The organism is Pseudaminobacter soli (ex Li et al. 2025) (assembly GCF_029892515.1).
GTDB classification, from domain to species: domain Bacteria; phylum Pseudomonadota; class Alphaproteobacteria; order Rhizobiales; family Rhizobiaceae; genus Pseudaminobacter; species Pseudaminobacter soli_A.
Map to the genome: position 1 here is coordinate 154,848 of NZ_JARXVF010000003.1, position 24,910 is coordinate 179,757.

Here is a 24,910-nt window from a genome sequence, read left to right on the forward strand (position 1 = left end):
AGATGAAACCCTTCTAGGAGATGCGGTCTGCGAGGGTGCCCGGCCAAAAGGCCGATTGAACCGCTCTAGAGCTTGGTCAGCAGTTCCTGGGTCGGCCAGCCATCCACGGGCAGGCCGAGGCGGATCTGTTCTTGCCGGATCGCCTCACGTGTGTTGGTGCCCAGAACCCCGTCGATGCCGCCGACGTCGTAGCCCTTGTCATGCAGCTTCTGCTGCAACTGCTTCATGGCTTCGCCAGTCAGGCCCTGCTCAGCGTTGCGCTTTTCGAAGGCAGGCTCGCCGGCAAGACGGGCGGCCAGATGCGCGGCGGTGAGCGTATAGGTGATCGACTGGTTCCACTGAAGGTAGATGTCGAAATTGTCGTAGGCGAGGAAGGCCGGACCCTTGCGGCCCATGGGCAGCATAACGGCCGCCTTCACACCGTTGTCCTTGAGCGGGTTGCCGTCGCGGTCGGTCACGCCCCAGGCGATGAGCTGGGAGATCGGCACCTTGTTGGTGCGGCCGGTCTCTTCCCAGGGCATCTGGTCGGGCACGCGCGCTTCCTGCAGCCAGGGCTCGCCGCGCTTCCAGCCGCGCGACTGGATCTTCTTGGCCGTGGTCATGATGACGTCGGGCACGCTGTTGCGCAGGTCGACGATGCCATCCCCGTCGCCGTCGACGCCGTTCTCCAGATAGTCGATGGGCAGGATCTGGGTCTGGCCGATCTCGCCGGCCCAAGCGCCCTTGACGTCGGCGGGCAGGACGCCGCGGTCGATCAGAGTGAGCAGCGGGACGATCTGCTTGCGGAAGAGTTCCGGCCGGCGGCAATCATGCGACAGCGTCACAAGCGCGTTCAGCGTGTGGAAGTCGCCCTGCACGGCGCCGAAATCGGTCTCCAGCGCCCAGAAGGCGGCAATCACCGGGCCGGGCACGCCATATTCCTGCTCCGCGCGGGCAAAGACGTCGGCATATTTCTTGAGGTTGGCCGCGCCATGCTTGAGGCGATAGTCCGAGATCATGCGGGAGGAGAATTCGATGAAGGTCTGGCTGAACACGCCCTGGGCGCGGTCGCGCTGCAGCACCTTGGGGTCGATTTCGGCCTCGTCGAGTGCGGAAAGGCCCTCGTTGCCGACGCCGGCCGCAGCGGCCTCGGCATGCATGGCACTCTTCCAGGCTTCGAAATCGCCGCCGCATTCCTGCGCCATGGCCGGTGAAGCAAAAAATGCGAACAGCGCCGCCGCCAGTGCCTTCTTGCGCACCACCATCTGACCTCTCCAAGCCTGCCTAGAATTCGCGTTATCGTCTGCCCGACCGACATGGCAAAAAACGGGCAGCCGGCCCATACCTCCGGTTGCGCGCCGATGGAAGCGGCTTTTGTTGCTCCACGCCCGTCCTGACGGCGATTTGATCGCAAAAATGAGCTTATGCGGCAAAATGCCGGCGCGGGTCGGTTGAGACGCTGTACAACCAGCTCGTGAACTCACAAATCCGCAAATGGTTTCACACCATTTCGACCAGACTTATGAGTCTACTACTTAGCCGGCGTTTTCCCGCAGCCACTTCTTCCAGGCGGCCTCGTTGCCGTTGAAGACATTGATGTCGGCATCGCCCTTGATGCCGGGGACGACGCCGGTGCCGGTATACTGCCAGAAGGTGAAGGGGTGGCTGCCGTAGCGCTCGCTCGGATGGCCGGCCACCGAGCGCAGCCAGTAGGGGTATTCGCGGAAGCCCGCCAGCTGATTGTCGTCGAAGAAGTCGATCGAGGTATAGATGATCGGCTTCTTGCCGTAGAACTTTTCGACGATCTGGAGGAAGGTCTTCATCTCGCTGCGCACCGTGGCCGCGTCGGGCCTCAGCTTGCAGGTGGGCGACTGCGGGTTCCACTCCATGTCGAGCACCGGCGGCAGCGAATTGCGCTCGCGCGGCACGTTGCGGATGAACCAGGCCGCCTGCTCGGCGGCAGTGCGGCAGAAGTAGTAGAAGTGATAGGCCGCGCGTGGCACGCCGGCCGCCTTGGTGGCCTTCCAGTGCTCGTCGAAATAGTCGTCGATGCGGTCGCCGCCTTCGGTCGCCTTGATGAAGGCAAACGAGATGCCGTTGGACTTGGCCTGGCGCCAGTCGATCGTGCTCTGGTATTTCGAAACGTCGGTGCCGTGGACGGGGTGCTCCCAGGGCTTGCGGCCGGTCCAGTCGTGCGGGTCGCTGTCATCGAAGCGGGGATAGCGCACCATCGCCTCGCCCTGCGTGATCGTCTGCGTGCCCGTCTGCCGGGAACTGACCGGCGCGAGGTCGTCGACAGTGGTGCAGGCGCTGAGCGCGCCAAGCAGGATGAGGGCCGCAAGACGGCGCATCGCTTCTCCCTTGAGCCGGTAGGCCGGCCCGTTATGCCGACAGGCGCGCATCCCCGACACGCGCGCAGATGATGATCTGGTGCCTCTCCCTCACTCTTGATGCCGTGGGGCGGAACCTCTTCCGTCTTCGCTCAGCATGGTTGATTTTTGGTTTATGACGCTCGACAGGCCGGAAAATTTGCGGAACGAATGGCGGGTCCATCGCCGCGGGGAACGGAATGCGCGTGATTCTGAAGATCGTGAAGTGGCTCGTCGGGCTCGTAGTGCTCGCCGCTGTCGGGCTCGGCATCTGGCTCTACGGCGCCCCGCCCGCGCTGATCCGCGTTGCTGCGGGCTACACGGCCAAGATCGTCTGCTCCAATGTCTTCATCGCCGGCCGCGATCCGCAGGAGGTGCTGAAGGTCGACGTGCAGGCCCCCGGCCACCCGATCCTGAAGCTCATGTCGGTCAAGGTCAACAACGAGAAGGGCACGGTCTCGGCCGGGTTGTTCGGCCTGTTCGGCAGGGGGCTGGCGGTCGCGCGCGACAATGGCGGCTGCGCCACCGTGCCGGATGGTGACATCCGGGAAGCAAAGCTCTTCTCGCAGGAGCCGCCTGCCGAAGGCACCAAGCCTGACGAATTGTGGCCGCAGGGCGAGCGCGTTGCGCCGTCGCAGAACCCGATCGTTTCGACGATCCTCGACGACGAGGGCGCGACCGGCCCCGGCATGCGCGCGGTGGTGGTGGTGAAGGACGGCCGCATCATCGGCGAGCGCTATGGCGATGGCTTTACCGCCGCAACGCCTCTGCTTGGCTGGTCGATGACCAAGACCGTCAATGCCGCGCTCATCGGCACACTGGTCAAGGCCGGCAAGATGTCCACCGACGCCACCAGCCTCTTCGAGGCGTGGAAGGGCGACCGGCGCGAAAAGATCAGTCTGGCCGACCTGATGGCGATGTCCTCGGGCCTCGAATTCAACGAGGACTATGGTGACGTCACCGACGTCACACGCATGCTCTACCTGCGGTCCGACATGGCGGACTTTGCCGTGGATAAGCCGCTCGTGGCGGAGATCGGCAAGGAGTGGAGCTATTCCAGTGGCACGGCGGTGATGCTGTCACGCCTCTGGCAGAACGCCATCGGCAACAAGGCGCTTGCGCTCGGTTGGCCGCGCAAGGCGCTGTTCGATCCGCTGGGCATGACCAGCGCCGTCATGGAAACCGACGCGAGCGGCACCTTCGTCGGCTCGTCCTATCTCTACGCCACCGCCCATGACTGGGCGCGCCTTGGCCAGTTCCTGGCCGACGACGGTGTCTGGAACGGCACGCCGCTGCTGCCGGCCGGCTTCGTGTCGTGGATGCGTGAGGCCGCACCTGCCTCGAAAGGCAAATATGGGCGCGGCCAGCTCTGGCTCGAAGGTCCGGATGGTGGGGATGAGGCCGACAACGCCAACGAGAAAGGCCTCGATCTGCCCGCCGACACCTTCTGGCTGCTCGGCCATGACGGCCAGTCCATCGCCGTCATCCCATCACAGAAGCTGGTCGTGGTGCGCCTCGGCCTCACGCCGTCCAAGTTTGGCTATCGGCCGCAGGCCATGGTGGCCGCGCTGGCCAAGGCGCTGGAGTAGGGATCTACATGCCCACCACTGCCTTCACCGCATAGCCGCGATAGAGCGTCTCGAAAAAGACGCTCGAGGCGCGCTTGCCAGCTTCGGCTTCCAGTTCTTGGCGCAGCGTCGCGCGCGGCTCGACATGGAATTTTGCCAGCCAGGCCCGCAGCATAGAGCGGAACCATCGGGGCAGCCGCTCCTGCTGGCCGAAGTCGACCACATGCAGCGAGCCCTCGGGCTTCAGCACGGTGAGTGCTGCGCTGACGGTTTTTTCCCAGCCGGGGATCATCGACAGCGAATAGGAAACAAAGACGCGGTCGAATTTTTCGATCCCAAACAGGTTTTGGGCGTCGAAGTCGGTGGCGTCGCCGCGCGCCAGCGTCACGCGGCCGGAAATGCCTTCACGTGCGATCGCGGCTTTCGCCGTCTCCAGCATTTCGGTGGAAATATCGAGGCCATAGAAGCGCGCATCCGGATAGCGCCGGGCCGCCAGCACGATGTTGCGCCCCGTTCCGCAGCCCAGTTCCAGCACGCTGCCGCCGGCCGGCACGTTGAGCCCGTCGATCATGCGATCACGGCCGAGAAGGTAATATTTGCGCGTAAAATCGTAGATGTGGCGCTGGTGCCGGTAGATGCTGTCCATCAGCCCGGAGTGATCCGTCCCGCTCATGGAAAGCCCCCTCAGTTCTTCACATAGAGGTGGAAGCCGCCATAGATGGCCGAGCGGTCACGGGCCGAGAATTCTCGCGATTGCTCGGCCTCGTAGCGCCACTGGTCGAGCAAGGCTGGTGACAGGCGACCGGGCAGCAGGCTCGCCTCGGCAGCGGTGCGGAAGATCACGCGCGCGCCGGGGGCGGCGGTGCGGCTGATCTCGCCCCACAGCGCGTTGAGCTGCTCGTCGCTCATCCAGTCCTGCGCGTCGAGCAGGATGAAGCGGTCGACCGAGCCGGCCGGCTTGCCCGCCAGAAGCTCGGTGAAGTTGGCGTGATGCAGGCTCACGCGGTCGAGATTGTCGCGGATCGTGGCGTAGTTGTCCGCTTCGAGATAGGCGGGCAGGGCCGCCTCACCGGGCTGGGGGTAGCGGCGCGCCAGCGCCTGCCAGGCGAAGTAGTTGTCCTTCAGCGCAAAATGACAGGTCAGCTTTTCGAGCCGCGCCGAGAGCACGCTCGCCATGGTGCCGTCGCCCGAGGTGATCAGCTTGTCGTACTGTGCGGGCGGGATGCCGAGGCCGAACAGCGAGGATTTGCGCGAGGTTGCCCAGCGCACCAGCTTGCGGCGGAAGATCGGCTCGAGCCGTTCCTTGAAGAAGCGGCGCTGCTCGGCAATCGTGGTCGCCGACATCATCTCCGACACGTCCACGCCATAGAGACGCGCAGTGCGGTGCCCGGCGGCGATGAACAGTCCGAGCAGCCCCTTGCGGTAGAAATTGTTGTCGAAGGCGGCGATGCGGCGCTTACCGTGCCAGCCGCGCTTTTCCCAATAGGCACGCGTCGTGCGGTCGAGATGCGGGGCGACGAAGCGGTCGTAGGCGGCGGAATTGTGCGGATTGCCGGGGCTGCCGAAGAAGCGGAACAGATCGGTCTGCGAGGGCAGGTGGGCAACTGCCGCGAGCTTCATGCGGTTCAGCGCGATATGGGCGGTGTTGAGGTCGACTGCGTCGATGTGGGCCGGGGACCGGGTGAGATAGGCCAGCACGTTGCAGCCGCCCGAGGCGATGGTGACGACGCGGTGGCCTTCGCCGAGCTCCATGGCCTCGATGTCGACGTCAGGGTCTTCCCAGATCTGCGGATAGACGAGGCCGGAAAACAGCAGGGTGAACAGGCGCTCCGAAAACCCTTCCTTCGAGAGAGCGCGGTTGCGGTAGACGGCTTTTCCAAGGCGCTTGTTGCGGGCGAAACCGATTTCCGAGGACAGGTCGGCCATGGCAAGGAGATTCCCCGTTTGCGTTGGAGCAAGCGGGTAACGCAGCGGCATGACAGGCCGGTGACAGTTTCGTGGCGAAGCACAGGCGCTTCGCCAAACACCTCACGCCTTTCCAAACCCTCCCGGCGTCGGCGTCGTTACGATCACGGCCTCGCCGGGCTCCAGCACGGTCTGGTCGCAGGCCTTGAGCATCTCGACGCGCCCGTCGCTGCGGCGCACCTTGGTCGAGCCGACCTGGCCGTCGCCGCCGCCTTCCAGACCGCGCGGCGGGTGCGAGCGGTGCGACGAGAGGATTGCGCATTCCATCTTCTCCAGGAAGCGGATGGAGCGGCGCGTGCCGTCGCCTGCATCCCACTTGCCCTTGCCGCCCGAGCCCTCGCGGATATGAAAATCTTCGAGCAGCACCGGGAAGCGCAGTTCGAGGATTTCCGGGTCAGTCAGGCGCGAATTGGTCATGTGCGTGTGCACGCCCGACGTGCCGTCAAAACCCCGTCCATTGTTCATCCGGCCGGCCGGCGAGCCGGAACAGATCGTCTCGTAGTACTGGTACTTCTTGTTGCCGAAGGTGAGGTTGTTCATCGTGCCCTGGGCATTGGCCAGCGCACCCATGGCGCCGAACAGGGCGTTCGTCACATGCTGTGACGTCTCGACATTGCCCGCCACTACCGCGGCCGGATAGCGTGGCTTGAGCATGCAGCCTTCGGGGATGACGATGTTGACCGGCCGCAGGCAGCCGGCATTCATCGGGATCTGGTCCTCAACCATGACGCGGAAGGCATAGAGCACAGCCGCGCGCGTCACGGGCTCGGGCGCATTGAAATTGTTCTTCATCACCGGCGATGTGCCGGTGAAGTCGACGGTCGCCTCGCGCCTTTGGCGGTCGACGGTGATCTTCACCTTGATCATCTGGCCGGTGTCGGTCGGGTATTCGTACCCGGCGCTGTCGGGCAGGCGGTCGAGCACGCGCCGCACGCTTTCGGCGGCGTTGTCCTGCACATGGCCCATATAGGCCTCGACCACGTCGAGCCCGAAATGCGCCACCATCTTGCGCAGCTCGGCCACACCTTTTTCGTTGGCGGCGATCTGCGCCTTCAGATCGGCGACGTTCTGATGCGGGTTGCGGGCTGGGTAGGGATGGTTGGTCAAGAGCCGCAGCAATTCGGCTTCGCGGAACCGTCCACGCTCTACGAGGCGGAAATTGTCGAACAGCACACCTTCTTCGTCGACCGTGGTGGCCAGCGGAGTCATCGAGCCGGGCGCCGTGCCGCCGACATCGGCATGATGACCGCGCGAGGCCGCGTAGAACAAAATCTCCTTCCCCGTGTCGTCAAACACCGGTGTCACCACCGTGATGTCGGGCAAATGGGTGCCGCCATTATAAGGAGCGTTGAGCGCAAACACGTCGCCCGGATGTATGTCGCCCTCGTTGAGGCGGATGATCGTCTCCACCGAGCGGTCCATGGAGCCCAGATGCACCGGCATGTGCGGGGCGTTGGCGACCAACGCGCCGGTGCGGTCGAAGACCGCGCAGGAGAAATCCAGCCGCTCCTTGATGTTGACCGAGTAGGCGGTGTTTTGCAGCGTCACGCCCATCTGCTCGGCAATCGACATGAAGAGGTTGTTGAACACCTCCAGCATCACCGGATCGGCCTCGGTGCCAAGCGCGGCCTTGCGGCGTTTTTTCTCCACGCGGCGCATCAGGACGTGGTCCTTGGTGGTGATCTCGGCCTGCCAGCCCGTCTCGACCACGATGGTCTGGTGGCTCTCGATGATCAGCGCCGGCCCGGCAACCTTGTTTCCCGGCGACAGCGCCTCGCGGCGGAAGACGCCGGCATCGTGCCAGGCGCCTTCGCTGAAAAGCCAGCGCGTTTCGCCCGGCTTGGGTGCGCGGTCGGCGAGGGGGCGGTCGCGCTCGTCACGCCCGCGCCCGCTGGTGTCGGTTCCCTCGACGCCGACGGCTTCGACGATCATCGGCTTGTTCTCGTAGACGAAGCCGAACTGCGCCTTGTGCGCGGCCTCGAAGTCGCGGATCGCCTGCGTCACTGAGCCGGTTTCGAAATTGACGGGCAGGGCGGTGTCGGTGCCGTCGTAGCGCACCTGCAGCACCGGACGCGAGGCGACATCGGCTTCGGCGATGCCCTGGCTGGCGAGTTCGGCCAGCACATCCTTGCGCAGCGCGGCGATCAGATCGTCGATTTCATCGAGCGAGGTTTCCGCCAGCGGCTTCAAGAGCGCCTGCTGGCGCGAGGCGAAGACCGCCGAGAGCCCGATGCCATAGGCCGAAAGCAGACCAGAGAAGGGATGGATCAGCACCGCCTCCATGCCCAGCGCATCGGCCACCAGGCAGGCGTGCTGGCCACCGGCGCCGCCGAAGCAGTTGAGCAGATATTCGGTGACGTCGTAGCCGCGCTGGACGGAGATCTTCTTGATGGCGTTGGCCATGTTCTCCACCGCGATGGTGACAAAACCCTCGGCCACGGCTTCGGGGCTGCGGCCATCGCCGATCTCGGCGGCCAGCGCCTCGAATTTTTCGCGCACCACATCGGTGTCGAGCGGTTGGTTCTGGTTGGGGCCGAAGATCGCCGGGAAGAAATCGGGCTGCAGCTTGCCGAGCATGACATTGGCGTCGGTAACGGCGAGCGGCCCGCCGCGGCGATAGCAGGCGGGCCCGGGATTGGCGCCGGCCGAATCCGGCCCGGCGCGAAAACGCCCGGCCTCGAAATGCAGGATCGAGCCGCCACCGGCGGCCACCGTGTGGATGCCCATCATCGGCGCGCGCACGCGCACGCCAGCTACCTCGGTGTCGAAGGCGCGCTCATATTCGCCGTCATAATGGGCAACGTCGGTGGAGGTGCCGCCCATGTCGAAGCCGACCACCTTGTCGAAGCCGGCGAGCTTCGCGGTCTCGACCATGCCGACCACGCCGCCGGCCGGGCCGGACAGCAGCGCATCCTTGCCCTGGAACATGTCGGCGGCGGTGAGCCCGCCCGACGACATCATGAACATGAGGCGCGGAGAATTGCCGTCCCCGGAATTGTCCATGCCCAGCTCACCCGCCACCTGACCCACATAGCGCGACAGGATCGGCGAGAGATATGCGTCTACCACCGTGGTGTCGCCGCGGCCGACCAGCTTGACCAGCGGCGAGACCTCGTGGCTGACCGAGACCTGGCCGAACCCCAGACCACGGCAGAGTTTTGCCATCGCCTGTTCGTGCTCGGGGAATTTCCATGCATGCATGAAGACGATAGCGACGGCATCGATGCCGTCCTGCATTGCCTGCACGATCTCGGGCTGGATCGAGGCCATGTCGAGCAGCCGCTCGACGCAGCCACTGGCGCGCACCCGTTCGTCGACTTCGATGACGCGCTCGTAGAGCTGTTCGGGAAGGATGATTTCCTTGGCGAAGATGTCCGGCCGCGCCTGGTAGGCTATGCGCAGCGCATCGCGAAATCCCTTGGTGATGAGCAGAAGCACCCGGTCGCCCTTGCGCTCCAGCAGCGCATTGGTGGCGACGGTGGTGCCCATCTTGATGTCGCCGATGCGATCCGAAGGGATCGGATCGCCGGCCTTGACGCCCAGCAGATCGCGGATGCCCTGGATGGCGGCATCGCGATAGGCTTCCGGGTTTTCGGAGAGAAGCTTGCGCGGATGCAAGCCACCGTCGGGATCACGGCCGATGATATCGGTGAAGGTGCCGCCGCGATCGATCCAGAAATCCCATTTCGTCGTGCTCATCATTCCCTCGGGCCGGTTGGTGCAAGGGTTATTGCAGCGATGTCGCCAGAACATCAATGCTCGATACGAAAGTGATGATCTTACCCTTCGGGCGGCCTGGCAAAAGCTGTTCTGACGAAATGTTTCCGCGTGTCAGTGTAAGTGACGCAACCGTTTCCGGCCTTGCCCGTTCTTGCGATGACTTGCCCGGTTCGCCGGGCACTGGCTGTGAAGGAGATATGTAAATGAGGAAGGTTATTCTGGCGTCCGTTTCCGCTGTCGCTCTGTTCGGCATTGCCGCATGCAGCGAGAGCAGCGACAAGACGACGACACAGAGCACCAAGCCGGCAACTACAGAAACGACGAAGCCTCCGGCAGCCGCACCGAGCACGACAACGCCCGATACCGGAACGCAGCAGCCCAAGCCTGCCGCGCCGGCGCAGTGAGTTAGTGCCAGTCGAGTACGTGTAATCTGAGTGCGCGTGATCTGAGTAAAACCATGCCACGGGAAAAGGCCGGTCGCGGCTGGCCTTTTCCCGCGCGCTGTCAAAGCATGATCCTGCCAGCAATGGGCCTCGCATAACGTCTGATTTCCGCTTAAAGAAGTTGCCATGTCGATTTGGGATCGCATAGGCGACTTCGTCATCCGCATTTCCAATTCCGCCAAGGCCGGTGTCGCCGACCTCGTGGAAGCCTTGCGCACGGTGTTCGAAGGCGACGCCGAGCTTCGCCGGCGCGTTGCCTTCTCGGTGGCGATGATCGCGCTTTCGGCGAAGATGGCCAAGGCCGACGGCATCGTGACCGAGGACGAGATCCGCGCCTTTCGCGAGATCTTTTCGGTCCCACCGGAAGAAGCGCGCAACGTGGCGCGGCTCTATGACATCGCCAAGCAGGACGTTGCCGGTTTCGAAATCTATGCCGAGCGCATGGCTCGGCTCTGCGGCACTGGGCACAAGAACTGTGCGATGCTGGAGGATATTCTCGACGGTCTGTTCCACATCGCCAAGGCGGACGGCCTTGTGCATGAGCGCGAAAGCGACTTCCTCAAGCGCGTGTCCGAGATCTTCCAGATCGAGGACGAGCACTACCAGACCATTCTCGCGCGGCATCTCGATCTGGGCGAATCCGATCCGTACCGTGTGCTCGGCATCGAGCGGGGGCGTCCCTTCGCCGATGTCCGCGCCCACTATCGCCGCCTCATCGCGCATCATCATCCCGACCGCCTGATCGCACGCGGCCTGCCGGAAGAGTTTGTCCGGATTGCCACGACGCGCGTTGCCGCGATCAATGCCGCCTATGAGCTGATCGAAAAGTCGGCGCGCGCGGCATGAGCGGCTTTTCGCCCGACTTCGCCGGCGCCGAGGTCCGCGTCTCCCCGAATTTTACGCAGCGCCGGGGCACCGACAAGCCCGACATGGTCATTCTTCATTACACGGGGATGCCGACGGGTGCGGAAGCGGAAGCCTGGCTGTGCGACCCCGCCAGCGAGGTGTCGTCGCATTACATCGTCCACGAGGACGGCCGCATCGTGCAGATGGTGCGCGAGAGCGATCGCGCATGGCATGCGGGCAAGAGCTCCTGGCGGGGCGTTACCGACGTGAACTCTTGGTCGGTGGGGATCGAAGTCGTCAATCCGGGCCACATATTGGGCTACACGGCCTTCCCGAGGTGCCAGATTGAGGCCGTAATTGCGCTCTGCGGTAACATAACCGTGCGTCACGGCATCGTCCCGGAGAGAATTTTAGCACATTCTGATGTGTCACCCGGTCGCAAGGTTGATCCCGGTGAAAAGTTCCCCTGGCGAGTTTTGGCGAAGGCTGGCGTCGGCCATTTCGTCGAGCCGGCGCGTGCGAAAAACGGGCCGGTTTTGCGGCCCGGCGACCAGGGCGCGGAAGTCGAGAAACTGCAGTCGATGCTTTCGCTTTATGGCTATGGCATTGAAATAACGGGAAGTTTCGATCAGGAGACGGAAACCGTCGTCGCCGCGTTCCAGCGCCACTTCCGTCCGCGCCAGGTGGACGGCGTAGCCGATCCCTCGACGATTGAGACACTCCGTCGTCTTCTTTCGACGCTTCCCCGCGGGGCGGCTTGAGCGCGGCGAATCGCGGTATCAAATTACATACTGTTACTTAATGTGATTTAAGTGGCCTTCTTTGCCGCCCATTCGGTGGGCAAATCCCTCCTCGTGTGACGGCAAGCTATCCAATAGATGGCCGGCTGTTGAGTAAGGGTAGCTGCATGAAGACACTTCATGCGGCCAATAAAAGACAAGGTACACATGAAACGAATGACCGCGATGGCGGCAGCCATTGCTGCCGCGTTCACCAGCTTTGCCGCAAACGCGCAGCCCCTCGTATCGAAGAGCTCCGATTCAGCTGACAATGCTTCTGTCGTATCTGCGGTTGACGGAAACAATTCGCTGCCAGGAGTGTGGGGATCCAACAATTCGCTCGACCTGACCGCTGCCCATGGAATGAAGGCCAAGCGGGGCAAGGCGAAGCACTCGAAGCATCGCCATCACGCCAGCCTCGGTGGCAAGCACCGCGTCAAGGTGGCCCTGAACACCCGCCGCGGCGGTGGTCTCCCGGGCGTCGATCCCGTCCATACCGGTTCGATCGCTCAGAACGCGGCCGCTGCCACTCCGCAGCTCGCCAAGGCGCAGTACAGCTCCATCGTTTCCCGCTATGCCGCTGCCTACGGCGTTCCGGCGGAACTCGCTCATGCCGTCATCAAGGTCGAGAGCAACTACCGCGCCAATGTTCGCGGCGGCGCCGGTGAAATCGGCCTGATGCAGATCAAGCCCTCGACCGCCCGCATGATGGGCTACAGCGGCAACGCGAACGGCCTGTTCAACCCCGAGACCAACATCAAGTACGGCATGAAGTATCTGGCCCAGGCCCACTCGCTCAGCGGTGGCACCACCTGCGGCACGATCCTGAAGTACAATGCCGGCCACGGCGCCAAGCGCATGAACCCGGTTTCGGCGGCTTACTGCAGCAAGGTGAAGCAGCAGCTCGCGATGAACTAATTGCGAGCTTGGGGGACAAATCCATCAAGCTCGGTCCAGCCGGCAGTTTTCGTTTGCGTTTTGGCGCACGAATGACTTTATACGCATGCCAGCTGGCCGGGCGGCCGCACTCGCAAGCGCCGAAAGGCCGCGAGTGAGGAAAGTCCGGGCTCCATGGAAACACGGTGCCGGATAATGACCGGCGGGGGTGACCCCAGGGATAGTGCCACAGAAAGCAAACCGCCGCGGATTCCGCGGTAAGGGTGAAAGGGTGGGGTAAGAGCCCACCGCGCGACTGGCGACAGGAGCGGCACGGTAAACCCCACCGGGAGCAAAACCGAATAGGGATGACACGAGGGGCGACCCTCAGAGCTGTTTCTGGCTTGGTCATCCGGGTAGGTTGCGTGAGGCGCATGGCAACATGCGTCCAAGATGAATGGCCGCCACGTTCTTGTGCCGCAAGGCGCAAGGGCCATACAGAACCCGGCTTATAGGCCGGCTGGCACACCTTTTTCTGCAGATCCCCGGCCTTTGCCGGGTGGGTCGGACTGGAGCGGCGGGCATCCCGAGGGATGCCCTTGATCCGCTCTATTTCATTGTTTTAGGCGCATTTGTGCGACGCCAAGTTATTTCGCTCGGTCGCAAAATGTTCTAGCTGCCGACCCGATCGAGCGATGCCGCGATCGCCGCCCACAGTTCCTCGACCGGCTCGCAGCCCACCGCGATGCGCACGAAGCCAGGTGCCACGGCATCGCCGCGCTTGTTGCGCCGCTCGGCGGATGTGTGGACGCTGCCGAAGGAGGTGGCGGCCTGCATCAGCGGACAGCCATTGATGAAATCCTCCGCCTTGTCCGCCGTCGCCAGCACGAGGCTGACCAGGAAGCCGAAGCGCTCCATCTGGGCGCGGGCGAGATTGTGCGAGGGGTCGTCCTCAAGGCCCGGATACCGAACCAACTGAACAGCCGGGTGCTGCTTTAGCCGCCGGGCGATGGTCTCCGCCGACGAGCACATGCGATCAAACCGCACCTCGAGCGTTTCAAGGCCGCGATGCACGAGCCATGCGTCGAACGGGCTCGGAATGCTGCCCGACATGGTGCGCCAGTCGTGCACGGCGGCCATGATTTCCTCGTTGCGGCTGGCGACATGACCGAAGAGCGCATCGGAATGGCCGTTGGGCGCTTTGGTGTCGGCGGCGACGACGATGTCTGCGCCGAGTTCCAGAGGGCGCTGGCCGTAGGGCGTCATGGTGGTGTTGTCGACAACCACGATTGCGCCGGCCGCATGTGCGGCTTCAGCCACCGCCGCGATGTCGCAGATGTCCAGATTCGGGTTCGATGGGCTTTCGACGAAAACCAGCCGGTAGCCCTCGAAGCCGCCATCAAGGAAAGTCGCGGTCGGCCGCGTATCGACGCTGATGCCGAGCTTGGTAAGGAAGCGATCCGCCAGGATGCGCGTGGTGTGATAGCCGTCCGCCGGCAGCAGCACGCGGTCGCCCGTCTTGAGCAGCGCGAACATCACCGCGGCAATCGCCGCCATGCCGGAGGGAAATGTTAGGCTTTTGGCGCTTTCGAGATGCGTCAGCATCTCTTCGACCGCGTCCCAGGTCGGGTTCGAAAACCGCCCGTACTGATGAACTCCCGTCGATTCGCCGGGCGTGTGGAAGGTCGCGGCCTGGACGAGGGGCAGGGGAACGGGATCGCCGGTTTCGAGGCTCCTGCCGCGGAGGTGGATGAGCGAGGCTGCGCGCGACTGCATGGATTGAGTCATGGTTTGCTGGGCTTTCGGCGGTTTGTGCGACTGCCGAAAAGCTATTCCGGCCGGGCGCGCGGCACAAGGACAGACACCTTGGTTAGCCACTTCTAAACGTTTCGTTAGTCTTAATGGAGGATAAAGACGGCAATGCCGCCAATGTTGCCGCAAGCGACGGTTAGGCGGGAGTTGTGCAGCCCGTTCCCGTTGACGCCCATATTGGCCCATGTTATCCCGTTCGGACAATCAAGACTTCGTTTCGGTCCTGGGTGAAGCGTCCCCCAAGCAAGCAGCCAATCCGGCTGCGCTGGGCGGCATTTTTGCATTCGAAAACAAGGGATTCGTGGCGAAGGCGCAGCCTGGTTGCCCCATTGTGGGCATGGTGGCTGGTGGCGCGACGGAGGCGGCAAAACCTAGCGATGGACCGGTTTCTGTCAAATGCGGTGAACAGGATCGACGCCAAGGGACGCGTCTCGGTTCCCGCACATTTCCGCTCGGTTTTGCAGAAGCGCGGCTACGGCGATCTCTATGCGCTTCGGGCGCTCGACAGCGCGGCGCTGGACGTGGGTGGTCTCGACCTTCTCGATCGCTACGAACAACGGATTGCGCAGGAGGACCCGTTCCTGCGCACGGCGGACGACATGTCCTTCTTCTGTCATGGGGACGGAATGTTCCTGAAGATGGATCAGGATGGCCGCATCACCGTTACAGATTTCATGCGCGAGCACACAGGCATCTCCCTGGAGGTGGCTTTCGTGGGGCGCGGCACCTTTTTCCAGATGTGGGAGCCGGACCGGTTGCGCATTCATGGAGCAGAGGTGAGGGCAAGACTTTTGAGGCTTCGGCAGGCGACTGGCACGAAGCAAGCAGGAGAAACGGAATGATGGCGGGCAGCGGCGAAGACGATCATGCCGTTGGCGGACCGGTCCGCCACATTCCGGTTCTTTTGGAAGAGGTGATTGCGGCCTTGGCCCTCAAGCAGGGCGAGACCATCGTGGACGGCACCTTCGGCGCCGGCGGCTACACGCGCGCCATATTGGCGGCGGGCGCCAATGTCATTGCCATAGACCGTGACCCCGACGCCATTTCGGCCGGCCGTGAACTCGAAAGCCAGTCGGGCGGCCGTCTTCGGCTTGTGCAGGCGCCGTTCTCCGGCCTCGACGCCCATGCCGAACAGGTCGATGGCGTGGTGCTCGACATCGGTGTTTCGTCCATGCAGCTCGACCAGGCCGAGCGCGGCTTTTCCTTTCGCTCCGACGGGCCGCTCGACATGCGCATGGCGCAGCAGGGCGTCAGCGCGGCTGATGTGGTCAACCGCTTCAAGGCGGGCGATCTCGCCCGCATCTTCGGCTTCCTGGGCGAGGAGCGCCATGCCGGCCGCATAGCGCGCATGATCGAAAGACGCCGCGCTTCGCAGCCCTTCGAACGCACGCGCGACCTGGCCGAAGCCATCGCCGACACCGTGGGGCGCAATCCCAAGGACAAGATCCATCCGGCGACGCGCGTCTTCCAGGCGCTGCGCATCTACGTAAACGATGAGCTCGGGGAACTGGCGCGGGCGCTGTTTGCGGCCGAGCGGGCATTGAAGCCCGGCGGCCGGCTGGTCGTGGTGACGTTCCATTCGCTCGAGGACCGCATCGTCAAGCGCTTCATCGCCGACCGCTCGGGTACGGCCGCCGGTTCGCGCTATCTGCCTGAAACGCAAGTGAAATCGGCGACGTTCGAGAAGTCGGGCGGCGCAGTGGGGCCGACCGAAGGCGAGATCGAGGCCAATCCGCGCGCCCGCTCGGCCAAGCTTCGTGCCGCGATCCGCACCGAGGCGCCCGTCCGTGCGCCCGATCTGTCGATATTCGGCCTGCCGAAGCTTCCTGAAGTCCGGTCAGCCGGGGAAAGGTAGGAACATGTTCCGCACCAGCGATATCGTTCTCATCGCCGTGATGGTTTCGGCCGCCGCCTTTACCTACAAGACCAAGCACGAAGCCGAGGAAAAGCTCGTTGCGGTGCGCAAGATCGAGCAGCAGATCCGCTTCGAAGAGGATTCGATCGACCTGCTCAAGGCCGACTGGAGCCTGCTGACCCAGCCGGCGCGGCTGCAGAAGCTGGCCGAAACCTATCAGAACGAGTTGCAGCTGGCCCCGGTCGAGGCGCGGCAGATCGTCGGCCTCGACGACCTGCCGACAAAGCCCGTCGACGTGCAGGATACGTCCACCAAGCGGCTTGGCGGCGTGGCCGACATCGGCGGCACGGACAAGGTGGTGACGGGGGCAGTCGTAAGATGATGAAGCTTTGGCGCAAGCGCATTTCCAAGGCCGAGGCTTCCACCGCGTCCATCGTGGTTGACGGCGCCCGCAAGGCGACCGGCGGCCGCACGAAGAACCGCGTGGTCATGACCATGGCGGTCTTCTTCGGCATCTATGCCACGATCACCGGCCGTCTCATTTATCTCGGCATGCTTGAGCCCGACGAGAGCGGTGGCCCGGCTTCGCGCATAACCGCCTCGCGCCCGGACATCGTCGACCGCAACGGCGAGGTATTGGCGACCGACATCAAGACCTCGTCGCTCTATGCCGAGCCGCGCCGGATCGTCGACGCCGATGAGGTAATCGAGAAGCTGTCGACGGTCCTGCCGGACATCGATGTCGAGCAGACCTACAAGCGGCTCAAGGGCGGCGCCGGCTTCGTATGGCTGAAGCGCCAGCTGACCCCCAAGCAGCAGGCCGACATCATGCAGCTCGGCCTGCCAGGCATCGGCTTTCGCACTGAAAAGCGGCGCTTTTATCCCGGCGGTCCCACCGCCGCGCACATCCTCGGCCTGACCAATATCGACAATCAGGGCATTGCCGGGATGGAGAAATACATCGACGACCAGGGGCTTGCCGATCTGCAGGCTTCGGGTTTGGCCGATGCCAAGGACCTTAGGCCGGTGCGGCTGTCGATCGATCTCCGCGTCCAGCACATCGTGCGCGACGAGGTGGCCAAGGCGCTGGACAAATATCAGGCGATCGCCGCCGGCGCCGTGGTGCTCAACGTCAAGACCGGCGAAGTGCTGGCGATGGCGTCCGTGCCCGATTTCGACCCGAACAATCCGTATAACGCGCTCGATAAGGATCACCTGAACCGCATGTCGGCGGGCGTCTACGAGATGGGCTCGACCATCAAGAGCTTCACCACGGCGATGGCGCTCGATTCCGGCAAGGTGACGCTCAACAGCACCTTCGACGCCACGCGGCCGATCACCATCGGCCGCCAGACCATCCGCGACTTCCACGGCAAGGGCAGGGTGCTGAGCGTGCCGGAGGTGTTCATCTATTCCTCCAACATCGGCTCCGCTCGCGAGGCGGATGTGGTGGGCATCGAAGGACACCGCGATTTCCTTAAGCGCATCGGTCTGCTCGACCGCCTGCAGACCGAGCTGCCGGAAGTGGCGCGGCCGACCGAGCCCAAGGTTTGGAAGAAGGTGCACTCCATCACCATCTCCTTCGGCCACGGCATGTCGACCACCCCCCTGCAGACGGCGGTGGGCGCGGCCGCGCTGATGAATGGCGGCTATCTGATGAACCCGACCTTCCTGCCGCGTACGGAGGAGGATGCAATGGCCTCCGCCAAGCAGGTCGTCAGGGAAAAAACCAGCCAGGACATGCGCTATCTCTATCTGCTCAACGCCGAAAAGGGCTCGGGCAAGCGCGCCGAGGTGCCTGGCTACCGCGTCGGCGGCAAGACGGGTACGGCCGAGAAGGTGGTCAACGGTCGTTATGCGACGAATGTTCGCTTCAACGCCTTCCTGGCGGCTTTCCCGATGGACGATCCGCAATATGTGGTGCTCAGCATTGTCGACGAACCCAAGCCGGAGAAACCGGGCATGCCAGCCACCGCGGGCCTCAATGCGGCGCCGGTCGTCGCCAATATCATCAGGCGCTCTGCTTCATTTCTTGGCGTGAAGCCAGAATTCGGCCATGAAAGTGAAGCTACGGTGGCCTCTTCCTACGATTGATTCTCAAGGCGCGCTGGTAAAGCGCGCCATTTTGTTTGTGACGAATGGACTTCGATGAAACTTGAAAATCTCGCCGGTATCCTGCCTCTGGACGGGACTGTCCCCGGAAATCTGGAGACGGGCGGAGTGTCTTCGGATTCACGCCGCATCAAGCCGGGCGACATCTTCGTCGCAGTTCACGGCACCAAGGCCGATGGCGCTTCCTATGCCGCCGACGCAGTAGCGCGCGGCGCGGCTGCCATCGTCGCTGCGAAGGGCGCCGCCATCGGCTCCCATGCCGTCCCTGTCATTTCGGTGGATGATCCGCGCCACGCGCTTGCGATGATCGCCGCACAGTTTGCCGGGCGCCAGCCCGAAACCATGGTTGCGGTGACCGGCACCAGCGGCAAGACCTCGGTCGCCGCCTTCACGCGCCAGATCTGGGAGCAAGCCGGCTTTGCCGCCGCTAGCATCGGCACTACCGGCGTGGTTGCGCCCGGCCGCAATGAATATGGCTCGCTGACGACGCCCGATCCGGTCGAACTGCATCGCCTGCTGGCCGAGCTTGCCGACGCGGGCGTGACGCATGCGTCCATGGAGGCGTCCAGCCACGGCCTCGACCAGCGTCGCCTCGACGGCGTGCGTCTTGCCGCCGGTGCCTTCACCAATCTCGGCCGCGACCACATGGATTACCATCCAACGGTCGAGGAATATCACCGCGCGAAGCTGCGGCTCTTCGATACGCTTCTGCCCAACGGCGCTCCTGCGGTCGTCTTTGCCGACGACGAATGGTCGGAGCCGACCGTGAAAGCCGCCCGAGCCGCCGGCCTGAACGCCCTGACGGTCGGCCGTCACGGCGATTTCCTGCAGCTCAAGCGCGTCGAGCATGAGCGTTTCCGGCAGCGCGCCGAAATCGAGGTGGGTGGCGTCATCTACGAGATCGACCTGCCGCTAGCCGGTGATTTCCAGATCTACAATGCGCTGGTTGCTGCCGGCCTTGCCATCGCGACGGGCACGCCCGCCGACAAGGCGCTGCCGGCGCTCGAAAAGCTGAAGGGCGCGCCCGGCCGCCTCGATCTGGTGGGTACCACCCATGAAGGCGCGCCGGTCTATGTCGACTATGCCCACAAGCCCGACGCGCTGGAGAACGTTCTGGCCTCGGTGCGGCCGTTCACGACCGGCCGCGTGATCGTGGTGTTCGGCTGCGGCGGCGATCGAGATCGCGGCAAGCGCCCGATCATGGGCGAGATCGCAACGCGGCTGGCCGATGTCGCCATCGTCACCGACGACAACCCGCGCTCTGAGGTTCCCGAGACGATCCGCGCCGCGATCATGGCCGCCGCACCCGGAGCCATCGAGATTGGCGACCGACGCCAGGCCATTCACGAGGCTGTGGCCATGATGCACGCCGGCGACACGCTGATCGTTGCCGGCAAGGGGCATGAGGAGGGCCAGACGGTCGGCTCCCAAACCCTTCCGTTCTCGGATCACGAGGAGGTACGTCGCGCCTTGAAGGAGCATGCCGGATGAGCTTGCTGTGGACCTCCGAGGCTCTTGTCGATGCCATGGGCGGTCGCCCGCTCGGACAGATGCCGGCGGGCATTACCGGTATTTCCATCGACAGCCGCACGCTGAAGCCCGGTGAGGCCTTCTTCGCCATCAAGGGCGAGGCCATGGACGGCCACGACTTCGCGACCGCGGCAGTGAAGGCCGGCGCCGGCGTGCTGGTGGTTGCCGAAGGCAAGCTGCCCGCTCTCGGCCGACTGACGGCGCCGATGATCGTCGTGCCGGATGTCCTGGCCGCGCTCGAGAAGCTCGGCATCGCCGCCCGCGCGCGCAGCAACGCCAGGATCATCGCGGTCACGGGGTCCGTCGGCAAGACCAGCACCAAGGAGGCGCTGCGCCACAGCCTCTCGGCGGTCGGCAAGGTCCATGCCTCGGCAATGTCCTTCAATAATCACTGGGGCGTGCCGCTGACGCTCGCCCGCATGCCCGCCGATTGCGACTATGCCGTCTTCGAGATCGGCATGAACCATGAGAACGAGATCCGCCCGCTGGTGAAGATGGTTCGCCCGCATGTGGCGATCGTCACCTCGATTGCGCCGGCCCATCTCGGCCATTTCAGCAGCATGGACGACATCGCGCGGGCAAAGGCTGAAATATTCGAAGGCCTGGAGCCGGGCGGCACCGCGCTGCTCAATCGCGACGATCCCCGCTTCGAGCTGCTTGCAAAGCTGGCGCGCGATGTCGGTGTCGAAAACATCGTCGGTTATGGCGAAGACGCACGCGCCGATGTCCGGCTCACCAATTTTGTGCTACACGCCGACCACTCGATCATGACCGCCAATGTCGCGGGCGAGGAAGTCGCCGCCGAGATCGGCGCACCCGGCCGCCACATCGTGCAAAACGTGCTGGCGGTGCTGGGTGCTGCGAAGCTTGTTGGCGCCAACCTTGCCGAGGTGGCACTGGCAATGACCGGCCTTATCCCCGAGCGCGGTCGCGGGCGGCGGCATACGCTGCGCCATCCGAACGGCACCTTCACGCTGATCGACGAAAGCTACAACGCCAATCCCGCCTCGATGCGTGCGGCGATGGCACTGCTGGAAACGACGCCCGTGGCGTCCGGCGGGCGGCGCATCGCGGTGCTGGGCGATATGCTGGAGCTCGGCGAGCATTCGGAACGGCTGCACAAGGAGCTGGCCGGGCTGATTAGCGGCGCGAGCGCAGACCTCGTGTTCCTCGCCGGGGCAGAAATGCGGGCCCTCGCCGAAATTCTGCCAGATGACTTCAATACGGAGCATCGGGCAAATGGCGACGAGCTGAAGCTTGTCCTCATGCACGCTATCCGGCCGGGCGATGTCGTCATGGTCAAGTCGTCCAAGAGCATCGGCTTCTCCAAGCTGGTCGACGCGCTGATAGAACGGTTTCCGGAGGCCTCCGGAAACGCCAAAGAAACCTGACGATGGTCCTGGAACGAATTTAGATGCTCACTCTGCTCGTCAACTTTTCCGACCATCTCACGGTCTTCAACGTCTTCCGCTACATCACCTTCCGCACCGGCGGGGCGTTGATCACTGCTGCACTGATCGTCTTCATCTTTGGGCCGATGATCATCGACTCTCTGCGCCTCCGGCAGGGCAAGGGCCAGCCGATCCGCGCCGACGGGCCGCAGACCCACTTCAAGAAGGCCGGCACACCGACTATGGGCGGCCTGATGATCCTGTGCGGTATCGTCGGCTCGTCGCTGCTGTGGGCGAACATCACCAGCATCTACGTCTGGGTCGTTCTGCTGGTCACGCTCGGCTTCGGCGCCATCGGCTTCTATGACGACTATCTCAAGGTCACCAAGCAGTCGCATCTCGGCTTCTCTGGCAAGGCGCGCCTTGGCCTCGAGTTCCTCATCGCAGCCGTTGCCGGCTGGGCGATCATGCATGCCGGCCAGGCGCCATTCTCGTCGTCGCTGACCTTTCCCTTCATCAAGGACTTCCTGATCAACCTCGGCTGGTTCTTCATTCCTTTCTCCTGCTTCGTTATCGTCGGCGCGGGCAATGCGGTGAACCTGACCGACGGTCTGGATGGCCTTGCCATCGTGCCGATCATGATCGCCGCGGCGTCCTTCGGCGTCATCGCCTACCTGTCGGGTAACGCGGTGTTCGCCGAATACCTGCAAATTCACTTCGTGCCCGGCACGGGCGAACTGGCCGTCATCCTCGGCGCCGTCATTGGCGCCGGTCTCGGCTTCCTTTGGTTCAACGCGCCCCCGGCCGCCATCTTCATGGGCGACACCGGCTCGCTGGCGCTCGGCGGCCTCATCGGCACCGTTGCCGTCGCCACCAAGCACGAGATCGTGCTCGCCATCATCGGTGGCCTGTTCGTCATGGAAGCGCTGTCGGTCATCATCCAGGTCGGCTTCTTCAAGATGACCGGCCGGCGCGTGTTCCTGATGGCGCCGATCCACCATCACTTCGAAAAGCTCGGCTGGACGGAAAGCCAGGTGGTGATCCGCTTCTGGATCATCGCGGTCATCCTGGCGCTCATCGGCCTGTCGACCCTCAAGCTGCGGTAAACCTATATGATACCAGCGCGCTCTTTCGCCGGCCGTCGCGTAGCACTCTTCGGGCTCGGCGGTTCGGGCATCGCGACCGCGCGCGCCCTGATCGAGGGCGGCGCTGAAGTGCTTGCCTGGGACGACAATCCAGAAAGCGTTGCCAAGGCGACTGCCGAAGGCATCGGAACGGGCGACCTGCGACAGGCCGAGTGGGGCGGCTTTGCCTCCTTCGTGCTCTCGCCCGGCGTGCCGCTCACCCATCCGAAGCCGCACTGGTCGGTGGAACTGGCGCGCGGCGCCGGCGTCGAGGTGATCGGCGATATCGAGCTTTTCGCGCGCGAGCGCACGGCGAGCGCGCCCGATGCCCCGTTCATCGCCATCACCGGCACCAACGGCAAGTCGACGACCACGGCGCTGACTGCGCATATCATCAAGGCTTCCGGTCGCGATGCGCAGATGGGCGGCAATATCGGCCGCGCCGTCATGACGCTCGACCAGCCGCGCAGCGACCGCCACTACGTGGTCGAGTGCTCGTCCTACCAGATCGACCTCGCGCCCTCGATCAATCCGACGGCCGGCGTGCTGCTCAACCTGACGCCGGACCATCTCGACCGCCACGGCACCATGCAGCACTACGCATCGATCAAGGAACGCCTGGTAGCCGGCAGTGAAACCGCCATCATCGGCATCGACGACATCTATTGCGCCCAGATCGCCGACCGCCTCGAAAAGGCGGGCAAGGATGTCGTGCGCATTTCCAAGCGCCTGCCGCTTACCGACGGCTACTTCGCCGACGGCACGAACCTGATGGAAGCCGTGCATGGCCGCTACAGCCGCATCGGCTTCCTAGAGGGCATCGGCTCGTTGCGCGGCCAGCACAATGCGCAGAATGCGCTTGCAGCCGTCGTGGCCTGCCTCAAGGTCGGCCTCGATCTCGGCGAGATCCAGTCGGGGCTTGAGAGCTTCCCGGGCCTGGCGCACCGCATGGAGCAGGTCGGGCGCAAGGATCACGTGCTCTTCGTCAACGACTCCAAGGCCACCAATGCCGACGCCTCCGCGCCGGCACTGTCGAGCTTCCCGCGGATCTATTGGATCGCGGGCGGCCTGCCCAAGGAGGGCGGCATCGAGCCGCTGCGCAGCTTCTTCCCCCGTATTGCCAAGGCCTATCTGATCGGCGAAGCTGCGCCTGCCTTTTCGGCGACGCTCGGCGAGGCCGTGCCTTACGAGATTTCGGGCACGCTGGCTGCCGCCGTCGAACATGCCGCGCATGATGCGGCGCTTGATGACGCCGGCGAAGCGGTTGTGTTGCTTTCGCCTGCCTGTGCGAGTTTCGATCAGTTCAAGAATTTCGAGGTTCGCGGCGACGCCTTCCGTACGGCGGTTGCTGCGATCGACAAGGTTAAGCCGATCGGAGGGACACGATAATGGCAAGCCGTCTCGATAGAAGCCCCGTCGCCATCTGGTGGCGGACGATCGACCGTTGGTTTCTGGCCGCCTTCATGACGTTGATGGGGCTGGGCATCGTGCTCTCCTTCGCCGCCAGCCCGGCCGTTGCCGAGCGCATCGGTCTCGACAGCTTCCATTTCGCGACGCGCCAGATCTTCTTCACCCTTCCTGCGCTGGCGGTGATGCTCGCCGTCTCCTTCCTGGAAGCGCGAGAGGTGCGGCGCATGGCGCTGATCATGCTCTGCATCGCGCTGGTGCTGATGGTGGCGGTCCTCTATGTCGGCGTCGAGGTCAAGGGCGCCAGGCGCTGGGTGTCCTTTGCCGGTGTCTCGGTCCAGCCCTCCGAATTCCTCAAGCCGGCTTTCGTCATCGTTTGTGCCTGGCTCTTCGCCGAGCATCAGCGCCAGCCCGATATCCCCGGCAACTTCATGGCCATGGGACTGCTTGGTGTCGTCCTGGCGCTTCTGGTGGCGCAGCCCGACCTTGGCCAGACCATGCTGTCCCTCGGCACCTGGGGCGTGATGTTCTTCATGGCCGGCATGCCCTGGCTGTGGATCATCGTGCTGGGAGGGCTGGGCGTTGGCGGCGCGCTGGCTGCCTATACCGTCTTTCCGCACGTGGCAGGCCGTATCGACCGCTTCCTGACTGGCGAAGGCGATACCTTCCAGGTGGATATGGGTCGCGAAGCCGTCATCAATGGCGGCTGGTTCGGCGTCGGGCCGGGTGAGGGCACCGTCAAGCGCGTCATCCCCGACAGCCACGCCGACTTCGTGTTCGCTGTGGCGGGCGAGGAGTTCGGCATCATCATGTGCTTCCTCATCATGTTCCTGTTCGCCTTCATCGTGCTGCGCGGCCTGAACATCGCGCTGAAGGAACATGACGACTTCACCCGCTATGCGGTGGCGGGGCTGGTCGTGGTCTTCGGCTTGCAGTCGGTCATCAATATGGGCGTCAATCTCCAGCTTCTGCCAGCCAAGGGCATGACGCTGCCCTTCATCTCCTATGGTGGCTCCTCGCAGATCGCGATCGCCATCTCGATGGGCATGGTCCTGGCATTGACGCGCAAGCGGCCTGAACGGCGCAAGTCGCCGGGCTATCCGCTTACCAAGCACGCATTGGCGGCCGAGTGAC

At 63.9% G+C, this 24,910-nt stretch carries 20 protein-coding genes and 1 other RNA gene; 15 read left to right on the forward strand and 6 right to left on the reverse strand.

Features of this window, described 5'->3' with window-relative positions:
- Positions 1–65: 65 nt before the first annotated feature.
- Positions 66–1,244, reverse strand: a complete 1,179-nt coding sequence (locus tag M2281_RS15140; protein ID WP_280822002.1) for a lytic murein transglycosylase — start codon at positions 1,242–1,244, stop codon at positions 66–68.
- Between the two features lie 270 nt (positions 1,245–1,514).
- Complete coding sequence (locus M2281_RS15145; protein WP_280822003.1) at positions 1,515–2,330, reverse strand: glycoside hydrolase family 25 protein; 816 nt, start codon at positions 2,328–2,330, stop codon at positions 1,515–1,517.
- A 218-nt stretch (positions 2,331–2,548) separates the two neighbouring features.
- Here M2281_RS15145 and M2281_RS15150 point away from each other — a divergent pair, with 218 nt between their 5' ends.
- On the forward strand, positions 2,549–3,937 hold the full coding sequence (locus M2281_RS15150) for a serine hydrolase domain-containing protein (protein WP_280822004.1): 1,389 nt from the start codon (positions 2,549–2,551) through the stop codon (positions 3,935–3,937).
- 4 nt (positions 3,938–3,941) lie between these two features.
- Here the strand turns inward: M2281_RS15150 and M2281_RS15155 are convergent, their stop codons facing one another.
- Genes M2281_RS15155 through M2281_RS15165 form a run of 3 tightly spaced genes read right to left on the reverse strand, consistent with a single transcriptional unit; the run spans position 3,942 to position 9,580 of the window.
- Positions 3,942–4,589 carry a class I SAM-dependent methyltransferase gene (locus M2281_RS15155; protein ID WP_280822005.1) on the reverse strand — a complete coding sequence of 216 codons (648 nt, stop codon included), beginning with the start codon at positions 4,587–4,589 and terminating at the stop codon, positions 3,942–3,944.
- 11 nt (positions 4,590–4,600) lie between these two features.
- Entirely contained in the window at positions 4,601–5,893 is a 1,293-nt protein-coding gene (locus M2281_RS15160) for a DUF3419 family protein (RefSeq protein WP_425537735.1), read from the reverse strand.
- A gap of 51 nt (positions 5,894–5,944) precedes the next feature.
- Entirely contained in the window at positions 5,945–9,580 is a 3,636-nt protein-coding gene (locus M2281_RS15165; protein WP_280822007.1) for a hydantoinase B/oxoprolinase family protein, read from the reverse strand.
- A gap of 224 nt (positions 9,581–9,804) precedes the next feature.
- On the opposite strand from M2281_RS15165, the gene M2281_RS15170 reads away from it, so the two are divergent.
- The 5 genes from M2281_RS15170 to rnpB all read left to right on the forward strand — a co-directional run bounded on the left by M2281_RS15170 (position 9,805) and on the right by rnpB (position 13,073).
- Positions 9,805–10,005 (forward strand): hypothetical protein, encoded by a 201-nt coding sequence (locus M2281_RS15170; protein WP_280822008.1) that lies wholly within the window; start codon positions 9,805–9,807, stop codon positions 10,003–10,005.
- A 165-nt stretch (positions 10,006–10,170) separates the two neighbouring features.
- Positions 10,171–10,890: a DnaJ family molecular chaperone gene (locus tag M2281_RS15175; protein WP_280822009.1), complete on the forward strand. Its 720-nt coding sequence runs from the start codon at positions 10,171–10,173 to the stop codon at positions 10,888–10,890.
- Positions 10,887–11,651 (forward strand): N-acetylmuramoyl-L-alanine amidase, encoded by a 765-nt coding sequence (locus tag M2281_RS15180; RefSeq protein ID WP_280822010.1) that lies wholly within the window; start codon positions 10,887–10,889, stop codon positions 11,649–11,651. Before M2281_RS15175 ends, M2281_RS15180 begins: the two co-directional genes overlap by 4 nt.
- 186 nt (positions 11,652–11,837) lie before the next feature.
- Entirely contained in the window at positions 11,838–12,587 is a 750-nt protein-coding gene (locus M2281_RS15185; protein WP_280822011.1) for a lytic transglycosylase domain-containing protein, read from the forward strand.
- A gap of 88 nt (positions 12,588–12,675) precedes the next feature.
- Positions 12,676–13,073: RNase P RNA component class A (gene rnpB, locus M2281_RS15190), an RNA gene on the forward strand.
- Between the two features lie 144 nt (positions 13,074–13,217).
- Here rnpB and M2281_RS15195 read toward each other — a convergent pair.
- Positions 13,218–14,321: a cystathionine gamma-lyase gene (locus tag M2281_RS15195; protein ID WP_425537736.1), complete on the reverse strand. Its 1,104-nt coding sequence runs from the start codon at positions 14,319–14,321 to the stop codon at positions 13,218–13,220.
- A gap of 413 nt (positions 14,322–14,734) precedes the next feature.
- Here M2281_RS15195 and mraZ point away from each other — a divergent pair, with 413 nt between their 5' ends.
- From mraZ to ftsW, 9 genes are read left to right on the forward strand one after another with little or no spacing between them, the layout of a single operon-like run.
- Positions 14,735–15,199: a division/cell wall cluster transcriptional repressor MraZ gene (mraZ, locus tag M2281_RS15200; RefSeq protein WP_280822013.1), complete on the forward strand. Its 465-nt coding sequence runs from the start codon at positions 14,735–14,737 to the stop codon at positions 15,197–15,199.
- Complete coding sequence (gene rsmH / locus M2281_RS15205; RefSeq protein ID WP_280822014.1) at positions 15,196–16,212, forward strand: 16S rRNA (cytosine(1402)-N(4))-methyltransferase RsmH; 1,017 nt, start codon at positions 15,196–15,198, stop codon at positions 16,210–16,212. The genes mraZ and rsmH overlap by 4 nt, the downstream gene beginning before the upstream one ends.
- A gap of 4 nt (positions 16,213–16,216) precedes the next feature.
- Positions 16,217–16,594 carry a cell division protein FtsL gene (gene ftsL, locus M2281_RS15210; protein WP_280822015.1) on the forward strand — a complete coding sequence of 126 codons (378 nt, stop codon included), beginning with the start codon at positions 16,217–16,219 and terminating at the stop codon, positions 16,592–16,594.
- A complete protein-coding gene (locus M2281_RS15215; RefSeq protein ID WP_280822016.1) occupies positions 16,591–18,306 on the forward strand; it encodes a peptidoglycan D,D-transpeptidase FtsI family protein in 1,716 nt (571 codons plus the stop codon). The genes ftsL and M2281_RS15215 overlap by 4 nt, the downstream gene beginning before the upstream one ends.
- 54 nt (positions 18,307–18,360) lie before the next feature.
- Positions 18,361–19,815 carry a UDP-N-acetylmuramoyl-L-alanyl-D-glutamate--2,6-diaminopimelate ligase gene (locus M2281_RS15220; protein WP_280822017.1) on the forward strand — a complete coding sequence of 485 codons (1,455 nt, stop codon included), beginning with the start codon at positions 18,361–18,363 and terminating at the stop codon, positions 19,813–19,815.
- A complete protein-coding gene (locus M2281_RS15225; RefSeq protein ID WP_280822018.1) occupies positions 19,812–21,245 on the forward strand; it encodes a UDP-N-acetylmuramoylalanyl-D-glutamyl-2,6-diaminopimelate--D-alanyl-D-alanine ligase in 1,434 nt (477 codons plus the stop codon). The genes M2281_RS15220 and M2281_RS15225 overlap by 4 nt, the downstream gene beginning before the upstream one ends.
- Positions 21,246–21,268: 23 nt before the next feature.
- Positions 21,269–22,351 (forward strand): phospho-N-acetylmuramoyl-pentapeptide-transferase, encoded by a 1,083-nt coding sequence (mraY, locus tag M2281_RS15230; protein ID WP_280822019.1) that lies wholly within the window; start codon positions 21,269–21,271, stop codon positions 22,349–22,351.
- Positions 22,352–22,357: 6 nt separating this feature from the next.
- The gene (gene murD / locus M2281_RS15235) at positions 22,358–23,758 is read left to right on the forward strand and encodes a UDP-N-acetylmuramoyl-L-alanine--D-glutamate ligase (RefSeq protein ID WP_280822020.1); all 1,401 of its coding nucleotides are present in this window, start codon (positions 22,358–22,360) and stop codon (positions 23,756–23,758) included.
- Positions 23,758–24,909: a putative lipid II flippase FtsW gene (ftsW, locus tag M2281_RS15240; RefSeq protein WP_280822021.1), complete on the forward strand. Its 1,152-nt coding sequence runs from the start codon at positions 23,758–23,760 to the stop codon at positions 24,907–24,909. The genes murD and ftsW overlap by 1 nt, the downstream gene beginning before the upstream one ends.
- Position 24,910 lies beyond the last annotated feature (1 nt).

Coding starts and splice junctions, on each gene's coding strand:
- M2281_RS15145 (WP_280822003.1), bottom strand. CDS start 2,330: ATGCGCCGTCTTGCGGCCCTCATCCTGCTTGGCGCGCTCAGCGCCTGC.
- M2281_RS15160 (WP_425537735.1), bottom strand. CDS start 5,893: ATGCCGCTGCGTTACCCGCTTGCTCCAACGCAAACGGGGAATCTCCTT.
- M2281_RS15225 (WP_280822018.1), top strand. CDS start 19,812: ATGAGCTTGCTGTGGACCTCCGAGGCTCTTGTCGATGCCATGGGCGGT.
- M2281_RS15180 (WP_280822010.1), top strand. CDS start 10,887: ATGAGCGGCTTTTCGCCCGACTTCGCCGGCGCCGAGGTCCGCGTCTCC.
- mraZ (WP_280822013.1), top strand. CDS start 14,735: ATGGACCGGTTTCTGTCAAATGCGGTGAACAGGATCGACGCCAAGGGA.
- M2281_RS15185 (WP_280822011.1), top strand. CDS start 11,838: ATGAAACGAATGACCGCGATGGCGGCAGCCATTGCTGCCGCGTTCACC.
- M2281_RS15150 (WP_280822004.1), top strand. CDS start 2,549: ATGCGCGTGATTCTGAAGATCGTGAAGTGGCTCGTCGGGCTCGTAGTG.
- ftsL (WP_280822015.1), top strand. CDS start 16,217: ATGTTCCGCACCAGCGATATCGTTCTCATCGCCGTGATGGTTTCGGCC.
- M2281_RS15175 (WP_280822009.1), top strand. CDS start 10,171: ATGTCGATTTGGGATCGCATAGGCGACTTCGTCATCCGCATTTCCAAT.
- murD (WP_280822020.1), top strand. CDS start 22,358: ATGATACCAGCGCGCTCTTTCGCCGGCCGTCGCGTAGCACTCTTCGGG.
- M2281_RS15155 (WP_280822005.1), bottom strand. CDS start 4,589: ATGAGCGGGACGGATCACTCCGGGCTGATGGACAGCATCTACCGGCAC.
- M2281_RS15215 (WP_280822016.1), top strand. CDS start 16,591: ATGATGAAGCTTTGGCGCAAGCGCATTTCCAAGGCCGAGGCTTCCACC.
- M2281_RS15220 (WP_280822017.1), top strand. CDS start 18,361: ATGAAACTTGAAAATCTCGCCGGTATCCTGCCTCTGGACGGGACTGTC.
- ftsW (WP_280822021.1), top strand. CDS start 23,758: ATGGCAAGCCGTCTCGATAGAAGCCCCGTCGCCATCTGGTGGCGGACG.
- M2281_RS15140 (WP_280822002.1), bottom strand. CDS start 1,244: ATGGTGGTGCGCAAGAAGGCACTGGCGGCGGCGCTGTTCGCATTTTTT.
- M2281_RS15195 (WP_425537736.1), bottom strand. CDS start 14,321: ATGCAGTCGCGCGCAGCCTCGCTCATCCACCTCCGCGGCAGGAGCCTC.
- mraY (WP_280822019.1), top strand. CDS start 21,269: ATGCTCACTCTGCTCGTCAACTTTTCCGACCATCTCACGGTCTTCAAC.
- M2281_RS15170 (WP_280822008.1), top strand. CDS start 9,805: ATGAGGAAGGTTATTCTGGCGTCCGTTTCCGCTGTCGCTCTGTTCGGC.
- rsmH (WP_280822014.1), top strand. CDS start 15,196: ATGATGGCGGGCAGCGGCGAAGACGATCATGCCGTTGGCGGACCGGTC.
- M2281_RS15165 (WP_280822007.1), bottom strand. CDS start 9,580: ATGAGCACGACGAAATGGGATTTCTGGATCGATCGCGGCGGCACCTTC.